This window comes from Mycobacterium sp. M23085 (assembly GCF_045343915.1).
Lineage (GTDB): Bacteria > Actinomycetota > Actinomycetes > Mycobacteriales > Mycobacteriaceae > Mycobacterium.
The window spans coordinates 1,652,684-1,672,480 of sequence record NZ_CP174280.1; the positions used below are offsets into that span (position 1 = coordinate 1,652,684).

Annotated in this window: 17 protein-coding genes; 9 read left to right on the forward strand and 8 right to left on the reverse strand. The window is 65.8% G+C overall.

Annotated features, from left to right (window positions below; genetic code table 11):
• Positions 1–32: 32 nt before the first annotated feature.
• Positions 33–461 (reverse strand): DoxX family protein, encoded by a 429-nt coding sequence (locus ACIUM1_RS07340; RefSeq protein ID WP_406816552.1) that lies wholly within the window; start codon positions 459–461, stop codon positions 33–35.
• Positions 462–549: 88 nt separating this feature from the next.
• On the opposite strand from ACIUM1_RS07340, the gene ACIUM1_RS07345 reads away from it, so the two are divergent.
• The 9 genes from ACIUM1_RS07345 (at position 550) to ACIUM1_RS07385 (ending at position 13,432) form a co-directional block, all read left to right on the forward strand.
• A complete protein-coding gene (locus ACIUM1_RS07345; protein WP_406816553.1) occupies positions 550–873 on the forward strand; it encodes a DMT family transporter in 324 nt (107 codons plus the stop codon).
• Positions 874–1,134: 261 nt separating this feature from the next.
• Complete coding sequence (locus ACIUM1_RS07350) at positions 1,135–3,570, forward strand: glycogen/starch/alpha-glucan phosphorylase (RefSeq protein WP_406817579.1); 2,436 nt, start codon at positions 1,135–1,137, stop codon at positions 3,568–3,570.
• Positions 3,571–3,613: 43 nt separating this feature from the next.
• Positions 3,614–4,699 (forward strand): IS630 family transposase, encoded by a 1,086-nt coding sequence (locus ACIUM1_RS07355; RefSeq protein ID WP_406816264.1) that lies wholly within the window; start codon positions 3,614–3,616, stop codon positions 4,697–4,699.
• 149 nt (positions 4,700–4,848) lie between these two features.
• Positions 4,849–6,297, forward strand: coding sequence for a hypothetical protein (locus ACIUM1_RS07360; protein WP_406817580.1), 1,449 nt, complete (start codon positions 4,849–4,851; stop codon positions 6,295–6,297).
• A gap of 42 nt (positions 6,298–6,339) precedes the next feature.
• A complete protein-coding gene (locus ACIUM1_RS07365) occupies positions 6,340–6,525 on the forward strand; it encodes a hypothetical protein (RefSeq protein WP_406816554.1) in 186 nt (61 codons plus the stop codon).
• A 76-nt stretch (positions 6,526–6,601) separates the two neighbouring features.
• Positions 6,602–7,027 carry a hypothetical protein gene (locus ACIUM1_RS07370; RefSeq protein ID WP_406816555.1) on the forward strand — a complete coding sequence of 142 codons (426 nt, stop codon included), beginning with the start codon at positions 6,602–6,604 and terminating at the stop codon, positions 7,025–7,027.
• A 207-nt stretch (positions 7,028–7,234) separates the two neighbouring features.
• Positions 7,235–7,678, forward strand: coding sequence for an MmpS family transport accessory protein (locus tag ACIUM1_RS07375; protein ID WP_406816556.1), 444 nt, complete (start codon positions 7,235–7,237; stop codon positions 7,676–7,678).
• Positions 7,675–10,512 carry an RND family transporter gene (locus tag ACIUM1_RS07380; RefSeq protein ID WP_406816557.1) on the forward strand — a complete coding sequence of 946 codons (2,838 nt, stop codon included), beginning with the start codon at positions 7,675–7,677 and terminating at the stop codon, positions 10,510–10,512. The genes ACIUM1_RS07375 and ACIUM1_RS07380 overlap by 4 nt, the downstream gene beginning before the upstream one ends.
• 43 nt (positions 10,513–10,555) lie before the next feature.
• A complete protein-coding gene (locus ACIUM1_RS07385) occupies positions 10,556–13,432 on the forward strand; it encodes an ATP-binding cassette domain-containing protein (protein ID WP_406816558.1) in 2,877 nt (958 codons plus the stop codon).
• Between the two features lie 12 nt (positions 13,433–13,444).
• On the opposite strand, the gene ACIUM1_RS07390 is transcribed toward ACIUM1_RS07385, so the two are convergent.
• From ACIUM1_RS07390 to ACIUM1_RS07420, 7 genes are all read right to left on the reverse strand, one after another.
• On the reverse strand, positions 13,445–14,728 hold the full coding sequence (locus ACIUM1_RS07390; RefSeq protein ID WP_406816559.1) for an enolase C-terminal domain-like protein: 1,284 nt from the start codon (positions 14,726–14,728) through the stop codon (positions 13,445–13,447).
• Positions 14,729–14,821: 93 nt separating this feature from the next.
• Positions 14,822–15,370: a carboxymuconolactone decarboxylase family protein gene (locus ACIUM1_RS07395; protein WP_406816560.1), complete on the reverse strand. Its 549-nt coding sequence runs from the start codon at positions 15,368–15,370 to the stop codon at positions 14,822–14,824.
• Positions 15,370–16,215 (reverse strand): TauD/TfdA dioxygenase family protein, encoded by an 846-nt coding sequence (locus tag ACIUM1_RS07400; RefSeq protein WP_406816561.1) that lies wholly within the window; start codon positions 16,213–16,215, stop codon positions 15,370–15,372. Before ACIUM1_RS07400 ends, ACIUM1_RS07395 begins: the two co-directional genes overlap by 1 nt.
• 51 nt (positions 16,216–16,266) lie before the next feature.
• Positions 16,267–16,605, reverse strand: a complete 339-nt coding sequence (locus ACIUM1_RS07405; protein ID WP_406816562.1) for a hypothetical protein — start codon at positions 16,603–16,605, stop codon at positions 16,267–16,269.
• A complete protein-coding gene (locus ACIUM1_RS07410; protein WP_406816563.1) occupies positions 16,602–17,864 on the reverse strand; it encodes an aromatic ring-hydroxylating dioxygenase subunit alpha in 1,263 nt (420 codons plus the stop codon). The genes ACIUM1_RS07405 and ACIUM1_RS07410 overlap by 4 nt, the downstream gene beginning before the upstream one ends.
• A gap of 13 nt (positions 17,865–17,877) precedes the next feature.
• Complete coding sequence (locus ACIUM1_RS07415) at positions 17,878–18,621, reverse strand: SDR family NAD(P)-dependent oxidoreductase (RefSeq protein ID WP_406817581.1); 744 nt, start codon at positions 18,619–18,621, stop codon at positions 17,878–17,880.
• 22 nt (positions 18,622–18,643) lie between these two features.
• A complete protein-coding gene (locus ACIUM1_RS07420; protein WP_406816564.1) occupies positions 18,644–19,738 on the reverse strand; it encodes a 2Fe-2S iron-sulfur cluster-binding protein in 1,095 nt (364 codons plus the stop codon).
• Between the last annotated feature and the right edge of the window lie 59 nt (positions 19,739–19,797).

Below are 19,797 nucleotides of genomic sequence, written 5' to 3' on the forward strand. Positions count from 1 at the left end.
CCAGCTCGTGCCTCGCTGGATGAGGGAAAGCCTCAGCGAGCCGCCGTTCGGCGTAGCGCATCGAGGGAGTAGGCGCCGCCGCCGGAGAAGACCAGCAGAAAAAACGCGAAGCAGAACAGGATTGCCAATGCCCCACCGTTGCCTGCGGGCGGATCGGCGACGGGCCAGAGCGCCTTGGGCTGATGAACCGAGAAGTAGGCGACCGCCATCTCCCCCGAGGCGACGAACGCGGCGCCGCGGGTGAACAACCCGGCGGCGATGAGCAGGCCCGCGACGATTTCGATCAGCCCGGCGTACCAGCCGGGCCAGGATCCGAACTCGACCACGACGGGCGAGGGGACGGGCCAATTGAAGAGGCTCCTGGACCCGTACGCGGCGAACAGCAGGCCGTAGACGCACCGAAACACGCTCAGCACGGCCGGGGTGTAACGGGCCAGCCGGGCGTCGAGACCATTCCTCACGATGGACACGTTACGGTCGCCGCCCAGGCGAGACGGCGTAATCCTTCAGGTAAATACGTACGTGTACCCAGGTATGCAAGGAGGCGTTTTGACCTTTCTCTTTCTCCTCGGCGCCATTTTCGCGGAGGTGATAGCGACCAGCCTGCTGAAAAGCACCGAAGGCTTCACCCGGCTGTGGCCGACGGTGGCGTGCCTGATCGGTTATGCCGTCTCCTTCGCGCTGCTGGCGGTGTCGATTTCGCGCGGTATGCAGACCGACGTGGCCTACGCGTTGTGGTCGGCGATCGGCACCGCCCTCATCGTGCTGATCGCCGTGCTGTTTTTGGGGTCACCCATATCGGTGACGAAAGTCGTCGGCGTCGGGCTGATCATCGCGGGGGTGGTCACGCTGAATCTGACCGGCGCGCACTGACCACAGTCCGCGCCGCCGTTCCGTCGCCGACCCGTGGGCTCGCGTTCACGTTTCGGACCTCTGTTGCGCGTCTGATGTGCAAACATCGCTGCAAGACTGACGGTCTGTCGCCGCCGGGCGTCGCAGCGGCCCGGGGCGGTGCTGCCCGCCACCCCTTAGCGAGTAGGACCCACCATGACCGATGTCGATCAGACGCCCTCCGACGGACTTCCCCCCGGCAACCCCACCCGGGCCGACTTGATCGAGCACTCGCGCACCGGGATGAGCGCGGCCGCGCTGCAGCGGGCGATCAACGACCACCTGCGCTACTCGATCGGGCGCCCGGCGGCGGCGCGGCGGCCCGAGCACTACTACCGCGCGCTCGCGTTGGCGGTGCGGGACCGCATGCAAGACCGTCGGGTCGCCTCGACGCAGACCTCGCTCGACCTGGGCCGCAAGGTGACCTGCTATCTGTCGGCCGAATTCCTGATGGGCCCGCAGCTGGGCAACAATCTGTTGAATCTTCAGATGGAGCGGGCCGCGCGCGAGGCGCTTGCGGCGATGGGCCAAAACCTCGACACGGTCCTGGCCTGCGAGGAGGAACCCGGCCTGGGCAACGGCGGCCTCGGCAGGCTCGCCGCGTGTTACCTGGACTCGCTGGCCACACTGGAGCGCCCGGCGATCGGCTACGGCATCCGCTACGAGTTCGGCATCTTCGATCAGGAAATTCACGACGGCTGGCAGGTCGAGCAGACCGACAACTGGCTGGACAACGGAAACCCTTGGGAGATCGCAAAACCCGACGTCAGCTTCCTGGTCAAGTGGGGCGGTTGCGCCGAGCATTACACGGATGACACCGGCCACGACCGCGTCCGCTGGGTGCCCGGACGGCTGCTGAAGGGCACCGCCTATGACACCCCCATCCAGGGCTACGGCGTCAACACCTGCAACGTGCTGACGCTGTGGAGCGCGCGCGCCGTCAAATCGTTTGCGTTGGAGGCCTTCAACACCGGCGACTACTACAAGGCGGTCGAGGACGAGGTCACGTCCGAGACCGTCACCAAGGTGCTGTATCCCAATGACGAGCCGGAGGCCGGCAAGCGGCTGCGACTGCTGCAGCAGTACTTCTTCGTGTCCTGCTCGCTGCAGCACGTGCTGCACATCATGGACGATCTCGCCGACGTGTCCGTCAAGGAACTTCCTCAGCGCTTTGCCTTGCAGCTCAACGACACTCATCCTTCGATCGGGGTCGCCGAGCTGATGCGGCTGCTGGTCGACGAGCGCGAGCTGGACTGGGACGAGGCATGGCAGATCACCGTCGCGACATTCGGCTACACCAACCACACCCTGCTGCCCGAGGCGCTGGAGACCTGGCCGCTGGAGATGTTCGCTGAGTCGCTGCCACGCCACCTCGAGATCATCTACGAGATCAATCGCCGGTTCCTGGACGATGTGCGCGGCCGTTTCCCCGGCGACGAGGACCGGGTCGCCCGGATGTCGTTGATCGGCGAGAACGGCGGCAAGAACGTCCGGATGGCGCACCTGGCCACCGTCGGCAGTCACGCCGTCAACGGCGTCGCCGCCCTTCATTCCGAGCTGCTGAAAAACAGTGTCCTCAAAGACTTTTACGAGATGTGGCCGGAGCGGTTCAGCAACAAGACAAACGGGGTGACACCGCGGCGCTTCCTCGCGCTGGCCAACCCCGGGCTGCGCGAGCTGCTGGACCGCACCGTCGGTGACGGCTGGTTGACCGATCTGGACCGGCTGCGCGGGCTCGAGCCGTTCGTGGACGACGCCGCCTTCCGGCGCGAGTGGCGCGACATCAAGCGCAACAACAAGTCGCGGCTGGCCAGGTACATCCACTCGGTGACCGGTGTCGAACTGAACCCGGACTGGATGTTCGACGTCCAGGTCAAGCGCATCCACGAATACAAGCGCCAGCACCTCAACGTCTTGCACGTCATCGCGCTCTACCACCGGCTCAAGCAGAATCCCGGTCTGTCGATTCCGCAGCGCGCCTTCATCTTTGGCGGCAAGGCCGCCCCCGGATATTTCCTGGCCAAACGGATCATCAAGCTGATCAACGCGGTCGGAGAAACCGTGAACGCCGACCCGGAGGTGAACCGGTTCCTCAAGATGGCCTTCGTGCCGAACTTCAACGTGCAGAACGCCCACCTGATCTACCCGGCCGCCGATCTTTCCGAACAGATCTCGACCGCAGGCAAGGAAGCGTCCGGCACCGGCAACATGAAGTTCATGATCAACGGCGCGCTGACGGTCGGCACCCTCGATGGCGCGAATGTCGAGATGCGCGACGAGGTCGGGCCGGAGAACTTCTTCCTGTTCGGCCTGACCGAGGAGCAGGTCGCGGCGGTCAAGGCCAACGGGTATCGTCCGGCCGACTACATCGACGGCAATGACGAGCTGCGCGCGGTGCTGGATCTCATTGCCGGCGGGACATTCTCGCGCGGGGACACCGAAGTGTTCCGGCCACTGGTGGACAACCTGCGCTACGACGACCCCTTCCTGGTGTGCGCCGACTACGCGTCCTACCTGGAGTGCCAGCAGCGGGTCAGCGCCGCCTGGCAGGACCGGGAATCCTGGACCAAGATGTCGATCCTCAACACCGCACGCAGCGGCAAGTTCTCGTCGGACCGGGCGATCACCGAATACTGCGACGAGATCTGGAACGTCTGGCCACTGACGGTCAAGATCTAGTGTCGCGAGTCGTTAATTCGCGATCACTGGGTAGACTTGGGGTGTGCCGAGTCCGATTGCTGTGCCCGTGGTGTTGACCGATGAGGAACGTGAGCAGTTGCAGGGATGGGCGCGCCGCCCCAAGAGCGCCCAGGCGTTGGCCTTGCGCTCGCGGATTGTGCTTGCCTGCGAAGGGGATTCGAGTAATACCGCGGTAGCACGCGATCTGGGTATCACGCGGGGAATGGTGACCAAGTGGCGTAATCGCTTTGCCGCTGACCGCCTGGAGGGATTGCTCGACGAGCCGCGCCCGGGCCGGCCCCGGGTGGTCGGTGATGAGCGGATTGAAGCGTTGATCACCGCGACGCTAGAGACCACGCCCCCCGATGCCACGCACTGGTCGACGCGGTCGATGGCCGAGCATCTGGGTTTGAGCCAGTCGATGGTCTCGCGGGTGTGGCGGGCGTTCGGATTGGCTCCGCACAAACAGGATTCGTGGAAGCTGTCCAAAGACCCGCTGTTTGTCCAGAAGGTCCGTGACGTCGTCGGGTTGTATCTGAACCCACCCGAGCGGGCGGTGGTGTTGTGCGTGGATGAGAAAACCCAGATCCAGGCCCTCAACCGCACCGCACCGGTGTTCCCGATGCTGCCCGGCACGCCGGCGCGAGCCAGCCACGACTACGTCCGCCATGGCACCTCGAGCTTGTATGCCGCCCTGGATCTGGCCACCGGCCAGGTCATCGGTGCCCTGCACTCGCGTCACCGCGCCCAGGAATTTCTGGCCTTCCTCAAGAAGATCGACACCGCGGTGCCTGCCGACTTGGACTGCCATGTCGTCTTGGACAATGCCTCCACGCACAAAACACCGCAGGTCAAACGCTGGCTGAACGCTCACCCACGCTTCGTGTTGCACTTCACCCCGACCAGCTCAAGCTGGCTCAACCTCGTCGAGCGCTGGTTCGCCGAACTGACCACCAAAAAACTGCGCCGTGGCACCCACACCTCGGTGCGCCAACTCAACACCGACATCCGCGCCTGGATCGACACCTGGAACGACAACCCGCGCCCCTACGTCTGGACCAAGACCGCCGATCAAATCCTCGAATCCATCGCCAACTACTGCAAGCGAATTAACGACTCACAACACTAGCGGTTACCGCCCCAACCGCCAACGCCACCCACCCATGCGGCGGACCCGCCTGAAACGGGCTAGGGTGGGCGCTCACGCTGAGGGTCACGTCGCAAGTGGACGTCTTCGCGGCCCGCCGCAACGATCGACGCAACGACGGCAGGAGAGATGTGACGTTACGCTTCCGCGGCCTTGCCCTGGCTTCGCTGAGCATGCTGCTGGCGCTGCTGCTCGCCCCGTCGGCATCGGCCGACAGCTACACAGACCAGCTGGTGAGCAGGTTCGACGCCCAGACGCACGTGGTGGCCGACCCGGGGGCCAGACCGCCGCTGCAGAATCCCGACAAGCTCAACCAGCAGATCCTCACCAGCTCGTGGACGTGGAGCGCGGGACCTCCGGTCTGGGTGGCCGCGGTGTCACCCGCCCAGAGCGGCGTGACCACGCCCGACGCCGTGCACGCCGCCATGCTGAGCCGCAATGCCGAGTTCAGCGGGGTCATCCTGGTCATCGACTCTCGCGGCTATCACGTGCGCGCCTACAACGTGCCCAGGGCCATTGCGGCCAACGTCGATCAATTCATGAATCAGTCGGCGAAAGATCACCGCAACGACCCGTACGGCGCGACGAGCGCCTTCGTCGGCAAGCTGGCGAGCGCCAACGCGGTCTCCCCCGGGCCGGTGACCACCTCTCCGGTGGTGCACGAAAAGCACGACGATTGGGCCTGGCTGAAGGTGACGCTGGTCATTTCCGGCATCGCGCTTGCCATGGCCGGCCTGCTCTGGTTCGCGGTGCGCCGAAATCGTAAGCACCACAAGGACACCGAGGCGCGGGAGGAGATCAAACAGGAGCTGATCGCGGCGACGTCGAACGTCAGCGACCTGGACAATGCGGTGCTGACCGACGGCAGCGCCGATGTCAGCGCCGAGTCGCTGAAAGCCAACTCCAGTTTGTACGACGCCCGAAAAGCTTATGAGAAAGGCGATTACGGCGCCGCGCGGGCGCATCTGCGGGTGGTGGAGGCCACGGTGGCCAAGGCCAACCGCAAGCTCGACCCTCGGCAGCCTGCGCCCGACGTTGCCGCGGTGACTTCGGTGCCGGCCGATGACCGCAAGCAGGCCAGTGTGCGTACCAAGAACCCCGACACCGGTGAGTCGGTGACCATCAACAACAACAACTACAGCACCACGGCGCAGCCCGGCTACCCGTACTACTACGGCGGTGGCTACCACAACGGGATGTTCTTCTACCCCGGGTATTACCCGTACGCGTTCTGGGGTCCGGGCTGGACATGGGCGCTGGGCGACGTGCTGCTGATGGATGCGCTGCTCGACGACCACTGGGGCGGCAGCTACGAACGCGGCTTCGAGGCCGGCCGCGACTCCGCCGTTTCGGATGCCAACAACTACAGCTATGACGGCGGACAGGACACCGGTTACGACAGCCCCCCGGCGGACGTCGGGTTCAGCGGCGGCTACCAAGACTCCGGCGGCGGTGACGTCGGCTTTGGCGGCGGATGGGACTCCGGGGGCGGTTGGGACTCCGGCGGCTCCGATTTCAGCGGCGGATCGGACTTCGGCGGCGGCTCCGATTCCGGCGGTGGCGGTGACTTCGGGTTTTGATGTCCCGCGACACCGTAGAGGTCGAGAAGTTAGGTTCCTTCAATGAGTACAGACAAGATCAATCGCGCCATCCTGCTCGCCATGGTGGTGATCGGAGCGGTCGCTTACGGCTTGCTGTACAGCCACGCGTCGATCGTCTTCAAGCTGCTGGTGCCGCTCGCCCTGATCGTCCTGGTGGGCTTGATCGTCCGGGATGTAATCAACCACCGGGACTCCGGAAAGCGCTGACTGCCGGCGGCCAGTCGTTGGGGTAGCGTTCTCCGCGAGCCATCGGTAGTCCCACGGCGGAGCAAGGACTGGAGAATTGAGTACGCATTTATATGGTCTGCTGACGCTGCTTACCCTTGGCCTGGCGGTGACGTTGGCCGCCGTCGCCGCCGTCTACGTGAATTCTTTGGAGGGCCGACCGACCGCTCCGATCAGCGAAGAAGTCGGGAGCGCCAAAACGGTTCTGCACAAGGTGCGCAAAGGCGAACCGATGTCGCAGGACGAGTTGCACTACGCGAAGCAGGTCGTCGCCGATCGCGCTTCGTTGATGACCCTGTGCATCCCCGGCGCCTTGTTCATGTTGGGTTGCTTTTTCGTCTTCGGCAGCCTGTACCACCTGCACGGCGCGACACCCTCCGAGCGCACGTTCCTCGGCGTGATCCCCATGTTGACCTCGACGAACCTGGCCATTCAGATTCGTCGCAGCGCCCGCTTGCGGCGGCGGCTGAAGAAACTGGCCTGACGCAGTACAAAGCCGGCATCCGGCGCGGTCACCGGCGGGCGGATGGGCCGACGGCCCGTCGCGGCTGTGTCCGGGTTGCGGTGTTCGGAGTGTTTGCACCATGATGTGTGTCAATTAAGCACATGAGCGTCTACTATTTCACCGGCGCGAGGGCGAGAGCGGGGGGCACGAACACGATGTCCGGACCGGGTCGCGCCAGGTGATCGAATGAGCCCTCGTTCAGGCGGCCGGACCGTCCTTTCGCGAATCTGGATGCCGTTGGTCGCGGTCGTCGTGGTCGGCGTGGGTCTGCTTTGCATGTACAAGGTGCACCAGTTCTCCGAACCGGAGCCGGTCATCACCGTCAACGGTCCGCAGGCACCCGAGGAGTTCAATCTCAAGCGGATCACCTACGAGGTGTTCGGCGATGCCGGGCAAGGCGGAAAGCTCGTCTATGTCGACATCGACGGCCATCCGCACGAGGTTGACATCAGCACTCTGCCCTGGTCCCACACGGAGAGCACCACGCTCACGGTGGCGTCCGGCAGCATTTCGGTGCATGTGCATGGCGGTCAGGTGGGTTGCCGGATGCTGGTGGACGGTGTCATTCGCGACGAACAATCGGCAGACCATCAGGACGCCGACGTCCAGTGCAGGGTGAAGTCGGCATGACCGAACATCGCCTCGAGGAACCCAGGGTCAAACGCCCCTTCATCCCCAGGATGGTCCGCGCCCTTGCGATTCCGATCATCTTCTTCTGGGGCCTACTCGCGGTCTCCACGAACGCCTTTATGCCCCAAGTGGAGCGGGTCGCAGAAGAGCTCGCCGGACCGATGGTCCCGCACTACGCGCCCTCGCAGCGGGCGCTGCTGCACATCGGCGAAAAATTCCACGAGTCCAACTCGACGAACCTGACCATGGTGGTGTTCGAGGCGACGGGCCGGAAGCTGGGCGACCAGGACCACCGGTACTACGACGACCTGATGAAACGCCTCGAGCACGACACCCAGCACGTCCAGTACGTGATGGACTTGTGGGGCAAGCCTTTTACCGCGGCCGGGGCGCAAAGCGTCGACGGCAAGTGCACCTATGTGCTGCTTCGCCTCGCCGGCGATATCGGCCAGATCGAGGCGAACCGGTCCGTGGACGCCGTCCGCGAAATCATCAACAAAGACACGCCACCACCCGGCCTCAAGGTTTACGTCAGCGGCGCGGCTCCGCTGGCCTCCGACACGCTCAGCATCGCCAACGCCAGCCTTAACAACGTCACGATCGTCACGATCATCCTCATCGTCGTCCTGCTGCTGATCGTGTATCGCAGCCCGCCAACCCTGCTGGTGCCGCTGCTCGGCGTTCTCATCGAAATGCTCGTCGCCAAGGGCCTCATCTCGACCCTCGGGCATCTCGGATACATCGAGCTGTCGTCGTTCGCCGTGAACATTGTGATCGCCCTGACCCTCGGCGCGGGAACCGATTACGGCATCTTCTTGATGGGCCGCTATCACGAGGCGCGCCAAGCCGGCGAAAGCCGCGAGGACAGTTTCTACATCGCCTACAAGGGGGTCGCACCCATCGTCATCGGCTCCGGGCTGACCATTGCCGGCGCGTGCTACTGCCTGACGTTCGCGCGGCTGAATTATTTCCACACCATGGGGCCGGCCGTAGCGATCACCATGCTGTTCACCATTGCGGCAGCGATGTCGCTGGGACCCGCGGTCTTGACCGTCGGCAGCCTGTTCGGGATGTTCGACCCGAGGACCAACGTGCACGGGCGGCTGTATCGGCGCATCGGCGCGAGCGTGGTGCGCTGGCCGGTGCCGATCCTGGTGGCAAGTTCCGCCGTCGTCATGCTCGGCGCGATCTTCGTGCCGAGCTACCGGCAGAACTACGACGATCGGCAGTACCAACCGCGCAGTGCGCCCGCGAATCTCGGGTTCCAGGCCGCCGATCGGCACTTTCCCAAGAGCAAGCTGTTCTCCGAGATGCTGATGGTCGAAACCGACCACGACATGCGCAACTCGGCGGACTTCATCTCGCTAGACAGGGTGGCCAAGGCCCTGATCCGTCTGCATGGCGTGGCGATGGTGCAAGGGATGACCAGGCCTCTGGGCCGAGCGCTGGAGCACGCCAGCATCCCCTACCTGTTCACCACCCAGGGCAGCGGCAACGGTCAGCAACTTCCGTTCAACAGGGAGCAGAACTCCAACACCGACGCGCAGGCCGAAATCCAGGCGCACTCGGTCTCGGTCTTGCGCAAGGAGATCGGCTTCTTTCAGAAGGTCTCCGACGAACTCCATCAGACGGTGCTCACAGTCGAGGACCTGGAGCGAATCAGCGACGAGATGAACGAAGAGATCTCGAACGTCGACGATTTCTTCCGCCCGATCAAGAGCTACTTCTATTGGGAGAAACACTGTTTCGACATCCCTATCTGCTGGTCGTTCAGGTCGCTGTTCGACGCACTCGACCACATCGACCACCTCGCCGAAGACATCAAGAACGCCAGAATCTCCCTCGTGGAGGTGGATAAGGCTTTCCCGCAGATCATCGCTCAGCTGAAGGCCACCGCCGACGACACCGAGGCGCTGCAGTCGAAGCTGGTCAACAGTTACGGGTCGGCGGATCTGCAGTCCATCCAGACCGAGCAGACCTTCGACGATTCGATCAACGTGGGCAACGACTTCGACAAGTCCCGAAGCGACGACTACTTCTACATACCGCACGAGGGCTTCGACAACGAAGACGTCAAGACCGGCATCAAGCTGATGATGTCACCGGACGGCAAGGCGGCCCGGTTCATCGTCACGCACGAGGGCGACGCGATGGGCCCCGAAGGGGTGGAGCACGTCGAACAGTTCCCCGATGCGATCAAGACCATCTTGAAGGAGACCTCGCTGGCCGGCGCGCGGGTCTACATCGGTGGTTCGGGGTCCAACGACAAGGACATCAAGGAATACGCGATGTCGGACCTGCTGATCGCGGCCATTGCCGCTTTCGTGCTGATCTTCCTGATCATGATGTTCATCACGCGAAGTCTGGTGGCCGCCTTCGTCATTCCCGCGACCGTGGCCTTCTCCTACGCCGGCGCGTTCGGGCTTTCCATCCTCTTCTGGCAGCATCTCATCGGCCTGCCCCTGCACTGGCTGATCCTGCCGCTGACGTTCATCATCCTGGTGGCCGTCGGGTCGGACTACAACCTGCTGTTGATCAACCGGGTCAAAGAGGAGTTGCACGGCGGCATTCACACCGGTCTCATCCGGGCGCTCGGCAGCACCGGTGGTGTGGTGACATCGGCGGGTTTGGTGTTCGCATTCACCATGCTGGCGATGCTGACGAGCGATCTGCGAACGATTGGTCAGGTGGGTTCCACGGTGTGCATCGGCCTGCTGCTCGACACCTTGATCGTGCGTTCGTTCGTGGTGCCGTGCATCCTGCGCATCCTCGGGCCGTGGTTCTGGTGGCCCACGCTGGTGCGTACCCGCCCGCTGCCCGCGACGCGGCAATAAGAGAGACACCAGGCGCGTCGCCCACGACGGGCATAATCGTGTCGTGAAAGCGCCCGGCGCTGTGCTGCCCAAAACTCGTGCCGGATCGCTACGACCCGGCGAGCTGGCGCAGGCATCGGTGATGGGCGCGCTGTGCGCGGCGATCGCGATCATCGCCGTGGTCCTGCCGCATGGCGGGGGGCTGGGCCTGCTTGGCAGCGTGCCGACCGGGCTACTGGCGTATCGCTACCGGATCCGCGTCCTGATCACGGCGACGGTCGCCGCCGGTGTGATCGGCTTCCTGGTCGTCGGCCTGAGCGGTGTGAGTGCGATCGCCCTGTGCGCCTATGTCGGGGGGCTGGCCGGAAGTGTCAAACGGCATCGCCGTGGCACTCCCACCGTCATCGCGGTGTCCGTCGGCGCGGGCGTCGTTCTCGGCGCCGGGATGGTCGTCGCGCTGACCGTCCTGACCCGGTTCCGGGAGCTCGCCTTTCGCGCCGCCAGCGCCACCGTGGACGGGGCCTCGACGGTCGTGTCGCGGGTGTCGCAGCTGCGCGGGGCGGCGCAGCAGTTCAAGGCGTTCTTCGCCGAGGCGTTGCAGTACTGGCAGTGGGTCACGCTCGGCTACGCCGTCTTCGTCATCGTGGGCGCCTCGCTGGTCGGTTGGTGGGCGTTGTCGCGGGTGCTGGGGCGCCTACGCGGGGTGCCCGATGTGCACAAGCTGGACGCGCCCGCCGGCACCGGCCCGGTCCGGCCGGTCCCGGTGCGACTGGACCGGGTGCGCCTGCGCTACCCGCACGCCGACCACGACGCGCTGCGTGCGGTCAGCCTGGACGTGCGAACGGGCGAACACATCGCGGTCACCGGCGCCAACGGATCGGGCAAAACCACGCTGATGTTGATCCTGGCCGGCCGCGAACCGACATCGGGCACCGTCGAGCGTCCCGGGGCGGTGGGGCTGGGCGAACTCGGCGGCACCGCGGTCGTCATGCAGCATCCGGAGAGCCAGGTGCTGGGCACGCGGGTCGCCGACGACGTGGTCTGGGGGCTGCCGCCCGGCAAGACCACCGACATTCCCCGGCTGCTCGGCGAAGTCGGCCTGGCCGGACTGGCCGACCGCGACACCGGCAGCCTGTCCGGCGGCGAACTGCAGCGCCTGGCCGTGGCCGCGGCGCTGGCGCGCGAGCCGGCGCTGCTGATCGCCGACGAGATCACCAGCATGGTCGACCGGCAGGGCCGGGAGCAACTGCTCGCCGTGCTGTCCGGCCTGACCGTACGCCACCAGACGGCGCTGGTGCACATCACCCACTACAACGACGAGGCCGAATACGCCGACCGCACAATCAACCTCGGCGACGCCTCGGTCGACGCCGATCTGGTGCAGAGCGCGACCGCCCCGGCACCGACGGTGACCACCGGCCTCGGCTCAGGCGCGCCGGTGCTCGAACTCGTGCACGTCGGACACACGTACGCCGGCGGCACCCCGTGGGCCCAGACGGCGCTGCGCGATGTCAGCTTTGCGGTGTACGAGGGCGACGGACTGTTGATCCACGGTGGAAACGGTTCCGGGAAATCGACATTGGCGTGGATCATGGCCGGATTGACGGAGCCGGCCAGCGGCGCCTGCCTGCTCGACGGGCGCCCGACCGCTGAGCAGGTCGGCGCGGTCGCGCTGCAATTCCAGGCGGCCCGGCTGCAGTTGATGCGCAGCCGGGTGGATCTGGAAGTGGCCTCGGCGGCCGGATTTTCGCCCACCGACCAGGCCCGGGTGACCGCGGCGCTGGGCGCTGTCGGCCTGGATGCCGGGCTGGCGAAGCGACGCATCGACCAGCTCAGCGGCGGCCAGATGCGGCGGGTGGTGCTGGCCGGGCTGCTGGCGCGATCGCCACGGGTGTTGATCCTCGACGAGCCGCTGGCGGGGTTGGACGCCGCCAGCCAGCGCGGCCTCGTCCAGTTGCTCGCCGAGCGGCGCCGTGACACCGGCCTGACCGTGGTGGTCATCTCGCATGACTTCGCCGGGCTTCAGGAGCTGTGCCCGCGCACCCTGCACCTGCAAGACGGTTCCCTGCAGCCGGCACCGGCGGTACGAGACGATGCGGTGGCTGCCGCCCCGGCGAAACCGGCGGCCGCCCGCCGGCGCCCCGTCGTGCTGCTGCGGCCGGTACCCGGCAGCTCTCCCATACACGAGCTGTGGGCGGGAACCAAACTTCTTGTGGTGTTTGGCATTTCGTTGCTACTGACGTTCTTCCCGGGCTGGGTGGCGATCGGACTCACGGCCGCGCTTGCGGTGACGGGAATCCGGCTCGCACGCATCCCCCGCGGCGTGCTGCCGTCGGCGCCGCGCTGGCTGTGGATCGTGCTGGTGCTCGCCGGTGTCAACGCGGCCTTCGCCGGCGGGAGCCCCCGGATCCAGCTGGGCACGGTGTCGCTGGGCGTGGGTGGCCTGCTGGACTTTCTGCGCCTTACCGTGCTCTCGGTGGTGTTGCTCGCCTTGAGCGCGCTGGTGTCGTGGACGACCAATGTCGCCCAGATCGCCCCGGCGGTGGCTACGTTGGGTCGCTTCCTGCGACCGCTGCGGATCCCCGTCGATGACTGGTCGGTCGCACTGGCCCTCGCGCTGCGCACCTTCCCGATGCTCATCGATGAATTCCGGGTGCTCTTCGCCGCTCGCCGGTTGCGGCCCAAACGGCCGCCGCGAACCCGCTGGGCGCGGCTGCGGCGGCCGGCGGTCGACGTGATCGACGTGGTCGTCGCGGTCATCACGGTGACACTGCGGCGCGCCGACGAGATGGGCGATGCGATCACCGCCCGTGGCGGCACCGGCCAGATCTCGGCCGCCCCGTCGCGCCCGAAACGAGCCGACTGGATAGCGCTTGCCATCGTGACGGCGGTGTGCGGCATCGCGTTGGCGGCGGAGCTCACGTTGTTCGCCGGCCGCTGACCCGAAACGCGCTCAAAACCGCGCCAACGCCGCCACGTCGGCCAACGCACAATCCGGGATGCCTTCGGCCGCGCGCAAGAGAAAGTTGAGCTTCGCGATGCGCTCCCCCGACCGCGGTGCGCCGTTCTTCTGGAAGGGCGCACCCAGGCCCACCGCCAGATCCATCACCACGTCATCGATGACGCCGCCCGAGCGGCCCGACGGGATCGCCAAAACGGCGTTCTGCGTGGCGTATTCGAAGCAGTCCAGGGCTTCGGCGATGGTACCGACCTGATTGGGTTTCAGGACGAACCCGTCCACCGCGGACGTCTGGACCGCCCGCTGCAGGCGGGCGCGGTTGGTGACGATCAGGTCGTCTCCCAAGATGATCGAACGGTGCACCGTCTGCACCGCTTTGGCGAACCCGGCCCAATCATCCCCGTCGAGCAGATCCTCGATGAACAGCATCGGAAACTCCTGCGACAGTCCCCGGGCATAGTCGATCAACGCCTCCGCGGTCACCCGCTGGCCGTTGAAAGCGTATGTCGCCGAGCCGCTGTCGTATACCTCGCTCGACGCGCAGTCCAGGGCGAACGCCATGACGTCGGCGCAGCCGGCGCGCTCGACGGCCTCGGCCAGCACTTCGAGGACAGCGCGCGGGTCGCTGGAGGGCGCGATGTACCCGTACGACGACGCCAGCATCGGTGCGCGGCCGAGCCGTTCGGTCAGCACCTCGCCGAGCGTCTCGAACACGCCCACGCCCTTCTCGACGGCGGATTCGATCGAGTCCGCGCGATACGGCACGACCAGGAACTCGCTGAACGTCTGCCAGACGTCGCCGTAGTGACCGCCGTTGATCATGTTGAAGCTCGGCACCGGGACGGTGGCCGGTGGTTCGAGCCCGAGCAGCGCACCGACGTACGCGTAGGTGGGCATGCCGGCCGCGGCCGCGGCCGCCCGCAGCAGCGCGACCGACGTGGAGTAGATCGCGTTGCCGCCGAGGCGGTGTTTGTCCGGCGTGCCGTCGAGGTCGATCATGAGCCGGTCCAGCGACCGCGGATCGTCGAGTTCGGCGCCGACGAGGGCAGCGGCGATCTCGTCGGTCACCGCGGCGATGGCGCGCTGCACACCCAGCCCGTTGTAGTGGGTCCGATCCCCGTCCCGCAGCACGAACGCCTCATGCGAACCCACCGAGGTCCCGGTGGGTGACGCGCCGCGGCCGACATGGCCGGTGTCCGTCCTGATCTCAACCTCGAGCAGGGGCCGGGCCTTACAGTCCAGCAGCTGGCGGGCGATGACGGATGCGACCTTCATCATCGACCTCCCGGACCCGGAATCCCAGCCTAGGGCGGCGGCACTGAGAGGTCGCTGAGAAGCTCAGCATTGTCCCGACGCCACGGGCACCGCTGACTAGTGCTCTTCCTGGACGCCAAAGGAGTTGACGGCCAACGCCAGCAAGAGGTAGCCACCGATCGTGAACGTCAGGTCCATGCATTGTTGCTGACTGAACAACTCGCCCAATAGATCCCAGGTTGGTTGGCTGATCGTGCAGTCACCGGTGAGATCGTCGACGGCCCGGATCACAGCCTGGTCGGTCCGGTCGGCGCACCGGCCGGAGCGGATGTCGTCGATCTCGGATTCGGTCAGGCCGGCGCGCAGAGCGATCGGGATGTGGTGCGACCACAGATAGCCGCAGTTGCTGCGGTGTACCACCCGCAGCAGTGCGACCTCGCGCACCCGGGGCGACAGGGTCGATCGAGTGAGCAGGTAGGCATTGAACGGCAGGTAGGCCGCGGTGAGCTCGGGGTGACGGACCATGGTCGACAGAACATTGCCCGCGCCAACGGGATTCGCTCGCGCGGTCGGGATCAGGGAGGCCAGCGCCGCGCGGGCGCTCTCGTCCCACTCGTCGGCGGGCAACGGTGTCAGGCGCAGCGGATGGTGGTCGGCCGTGGCCATTACTGGATCGGTTCGTCGCCGAGCACGGTGGTGCGCAGCATTTCGCGTTGTGAGTCCGGGTCATACGGTGCCGCGCGGTGCAGCACCCCGCGGTTGTCCCAGACGACCGTGTCGCCGATCGACCAGCTGTGGCTATACACCTTGTCGGGCACGGTTGCGCGTTCGAGAAGTTCGTCCAGCAGGGCGCGTCCCTCATCGAGATCCATGCCGACGACGTAATCCGCGGAGGCACCCAGCACCAGCGACTTGCGGCCGCTGCGGTGTGTCCACACCAGCGGGTGTTCGTGGGTGCGCCGGGATCGCCAGCGCTGCACCTGTTCCGGCGACGGGTCGGGGTAGACACGGCGCTGGGAAGCCTCCAGCGAGTGCACCACGCGCAGGCCGCCGAACCGCTGCTTCTCGTCGTCGGTCAGGGCGTCGTAGGCGGCATAGGAATTGGCGAACTCGGTTTCGCCGCCCCATTCGGCGACCTGAACCGCCGACAGCACGGTGGCCTTCTGCGGACATTCGTCGCCCAGCGGTGTGCAGCCGTCGATGTGCCAGTCGAACGTGGCCTTCAGGTAGGCGGCCGAGGCGTTCTTGGACTTGTCCAGGGTGATCGGATAGATGCCGGCCACCGGGTGGTGGCCGTCGGAGGAGTGGTCGATCTCGCCGAGACGACGGCAGAAGTCGACCTGGGCGGCGGGGTCGAGTTGCAGATCACGGAAGACCAGGACTCCGTTGTCCTCCAAGGCCTCCAGCACCGCGTCACCGACCGAGTCGTCGCCTGCCAGCGCGGCCGGTGTCAGGCCCGCGACTTCGGCGCCGACGGACTCGGTGAGTTTGGTGATGGTGAGCAGACTCATGTCGCTCCTTTCGGGGAGGGGGATGTATGGCTCGTCCTGTGGGCGTGGCGGTCAGGGCACCGGCCCGCCGGTGCGGATCATGACCGCGTCGGCGGCGTCGACCGGGGCGGGTTGATGCATGATCTCCACCGCCATGGCCACCATGATCAGTGAATAGATCATGTGCAGCAGGTTGAGCGCGTCGTCGGGCACGTTGTCGAGGGGAAACTTGTCGCAGTAGTCGATCGCCTCTTCGAGGCGGGGAAAGAACGCGTCGTAGAATTCCCGCAGCTGCGGCATCGACGCGTTCACCCGGGCGTTCCAGCGTTCGGTTTCGGTTGCCAAGCACCAGGTTTGGGCGTAGTCCTCCAGCTCGGCGAACGCACTCGGCAGCATGGGATGCATGGTCACACCCGCACCGAATCCCGTTCGCGCCGGTAGGCTTCGACCCAGTCGACGGCGACTTTGTGCAGATGGCGCACCAGGATCTCCTGATCGTTGAGGGGGAACTCGTCGACGATGCCGTATTCCAGTGCCGCCTGCGTTCCGCCGAGCATCCCGGCATCCTGCAGCGCAAACTCTTTCAGCACCACCGAGGCGACCTCGTGTTCGATACGCTCGCGCACGGTGCGCGCCGGATGGAAGTAGGTGGATGCCTCGAACCGGTGCGTGTTGTGCGAGGTGGGCCAGTACCGGTACAGCAGATACCACCCGCCGTAGATCAGGATCTCGGTGTTAGGGAAGATCTGGAAATTGCTGATGCCCCAAGGCTCGATACCGCCGGGGTTGACGCCGGCCGGCAGTTCACCGATGTCGGGGGTTCGCCACGGACCCACCAACCCGCTGCGGGTCGCCCGCTCGATCGGATACATGTACTCCGGTGGCAGCAGCCAGCGGCGCCGTCCGGCCGTGGAGACCAACCGGTGCGGGCCGTCGAGTTGAAAGTGCCCGCAAGTGAATCCGGCGTTGGGGTCGCGCACCTCGGCGGGCACTTGCTGTGAGTGCAGCGACGGCACGTGGTAGTACTCCTGGAAGGCGTCGGCGAAGATCTTCCAGTTGCTGTTGTTATGGGCGACCCACTCGTAGCGTTCGGTCAGCTTGCCGAACGGATAATCGTCGAGGCCGGTGATCATCGGACCGAGGAACTCGCGCAGGCTCTGCCGCGGTTCGGGGTCGAAGTTGATGAACACGAAGCCGCTCCAGACGTCACAGTGCACCGGGCGCAACCCGTACTGCGCGCGATCGAGGTCGAAGAACTCGGATTCCTGCTGGACGAATGTCAAGGCGCCCTGCAGGTCGTAGCGCCAACCGTGGTATTTGCAGGTGAACTGCCGGCACGTCCCGCGCGTCTCCTCGCCGGGAAAGTCGTTCCACACCAGCTTGTTTCCGCGGTGGCGGCACACGTTGTAGAACGCGCGGATCTGCTCGTCCTTGCCTTTCGCCAGGATCACCGAGACGCCGACGACTTCAATCTCCTTGGTCAGGTAGCTGCCGACGCGCGGAAGCTCCTCCACCCGGGCGACGTTCAGCCAGGCGCGTTTGAAGATCGCCTCGCGCTCGAGTTCATAGAACTCCCGACACGTCGAGTCCTTGAAAGAAACGGGCCCGGTGCCCAATTCGGGATAGTGCTCGGTCCAGGAGCCCTCCGGCGGCCTGCCAGCTCTGGTCATCGAATCCTCACAATCACATCACCGCTCCGCCGTTGACGCCCAACACCTGGCCGGTGATGTATCTGGCTTCCTCCGAACATAAAAACCCGACGGCCGCGGCGATGTCGGCCCCGGTGCCGAGGTAGCCCAACGGGATGTTGCTGGCGATCTGCTCGTTGGACGGCAGGAACCCGGCGGCCTGGCCCTGGTGCTGCATCGGCGTCTCGATGCCCGAGGGCGGAATGTTGTTCACCGTGATCCCGTGTGGCGCGTATTCGCGGGCCAGCGACTTGGTCAGGGTGATCACCCCACCCTTGGACGCCGCGTAATGGGCGGCGAACGGCGAGCCGCGCTGGGCGCTCGAGGACGAGATCATCACGATCCTGCCCCAGTTCGCCTCCACCATGTCCGGCAGCGCGACCTGGCAGCAGTGAAAGGTGCCGGTGAGATTGACGTCGATGACCCGGGACCAGGTTTCGGCGGTGATGTCCAAAAAGGGTGAAAAGTCGAACATTCCGGCGCTGGTCACCAAGACCGTCACCGGGCCCAGCTCGCCGCGCACCTTCGCGAAGGCCTGCTCCATAGCGGGCCGGTCGGTGACATCGGCGCCCACCCCCAGCGCCGTCACACCGCCGGCGCGCAGGTCGTCGGTGACACGTTGTGCGGCATGTTCATTGACGTCGAGGACCGCGACGTTGAGTCCGCGCCGGCCCAATTCATGACAGGTCGCCTCACCCATCCCCGAGGCGCCTCCGGTCACCACCGCCACCCTGGTCATCGACTCCGCTCCGCCATTTCCCTCACTCATAGACCACCCGCACCGTGGGGCTGGTGGGCAGGGCTTGACACGTCAGCACCCAGCCCTCCTCGACCTCATCCGGCTCGAGCGCGTCGTTGTTGATCATCCGGGCGCTGCCTTCGGTGAGGCGGGCCATACACGTTCCGCACGAACCGATCTCACACGAGGACGGTGCCCGCAGCCCGGCCATTCGGGCCGTCTGCAGCAGTGTGTTGCCCGAATCGTAGGACGCCGTGGTCGTGACTCCGTCCAGCACGATGGTGACCTCGCCGGTCACCACTTCGATGCCCGGAGGTGCCGCCGCGGCGATGTCGTCCACGTCGAAATGCTCCACGTGCAGACGATCGGCCGGCACGCCCGCCACCGACAGGGCGGTTCGCACGGTCTCCATGAATTCGTTCGGCCCGCAGATGTAGACGTCGGCGTCTCCGGCGTCCTGGACGAACGCCTCGATCTCCGCCGGGGTGACGAAGCCGCCGTCGTCGTCGAGATGATGGCGCAGGACGAAGCGGTCGGCGTGCCGCCTGTTCAGCGACGCCAACGCGTCGTCGAAGATCACCGAGTCACGGCTCCGGTTGGCGTAGAACAGTCGCGCCCTGCGCTTGCCGTCCATCAGCGCGGTACGCAGCAGCGAGAACACCGGCGTGATGCCGCTTCCGCCGGCGAAGGCGATCAGCTCTCGATCACCGCTGTGCAACACGAAGCGGCCCTGCGGCGGCAGGGCGGGCAGCAGGTCGCCGGGCGAGGCCGTGTCGTTGAGCCAGTTCGACACCACGCCGTCGCGGTCGCGTTTGACGGTGATCTGCAGGTCCTCGCCCACAGCGGGAGAAGACGACATCGAGTAGCACCGCCGGTGCTCGCGCCCATCGACGGTGACAAGCAGCGTCAGGAACTGCCCGGCTTGGTAGCCGAACCGTTCGGCGCTTCCCGGCGGGACGTCGAGAACGATCGACACGGCGTCGCGGGTTTCGGGCACTACACGCTTGATCCGCAGCGGCACAAAGCCATCCGGCAACGCGGCGACGTCGACGCCGCCGGACCCGGCGTCGGTCAGCGTCGCCGAGCCGACGTTCGTGGCGGTGTGATTTTCACCCATCCCGGCCAGAGTATCAACTACTTGCGATTAATCTCAAGTACTAGATACACGTGCCGCAC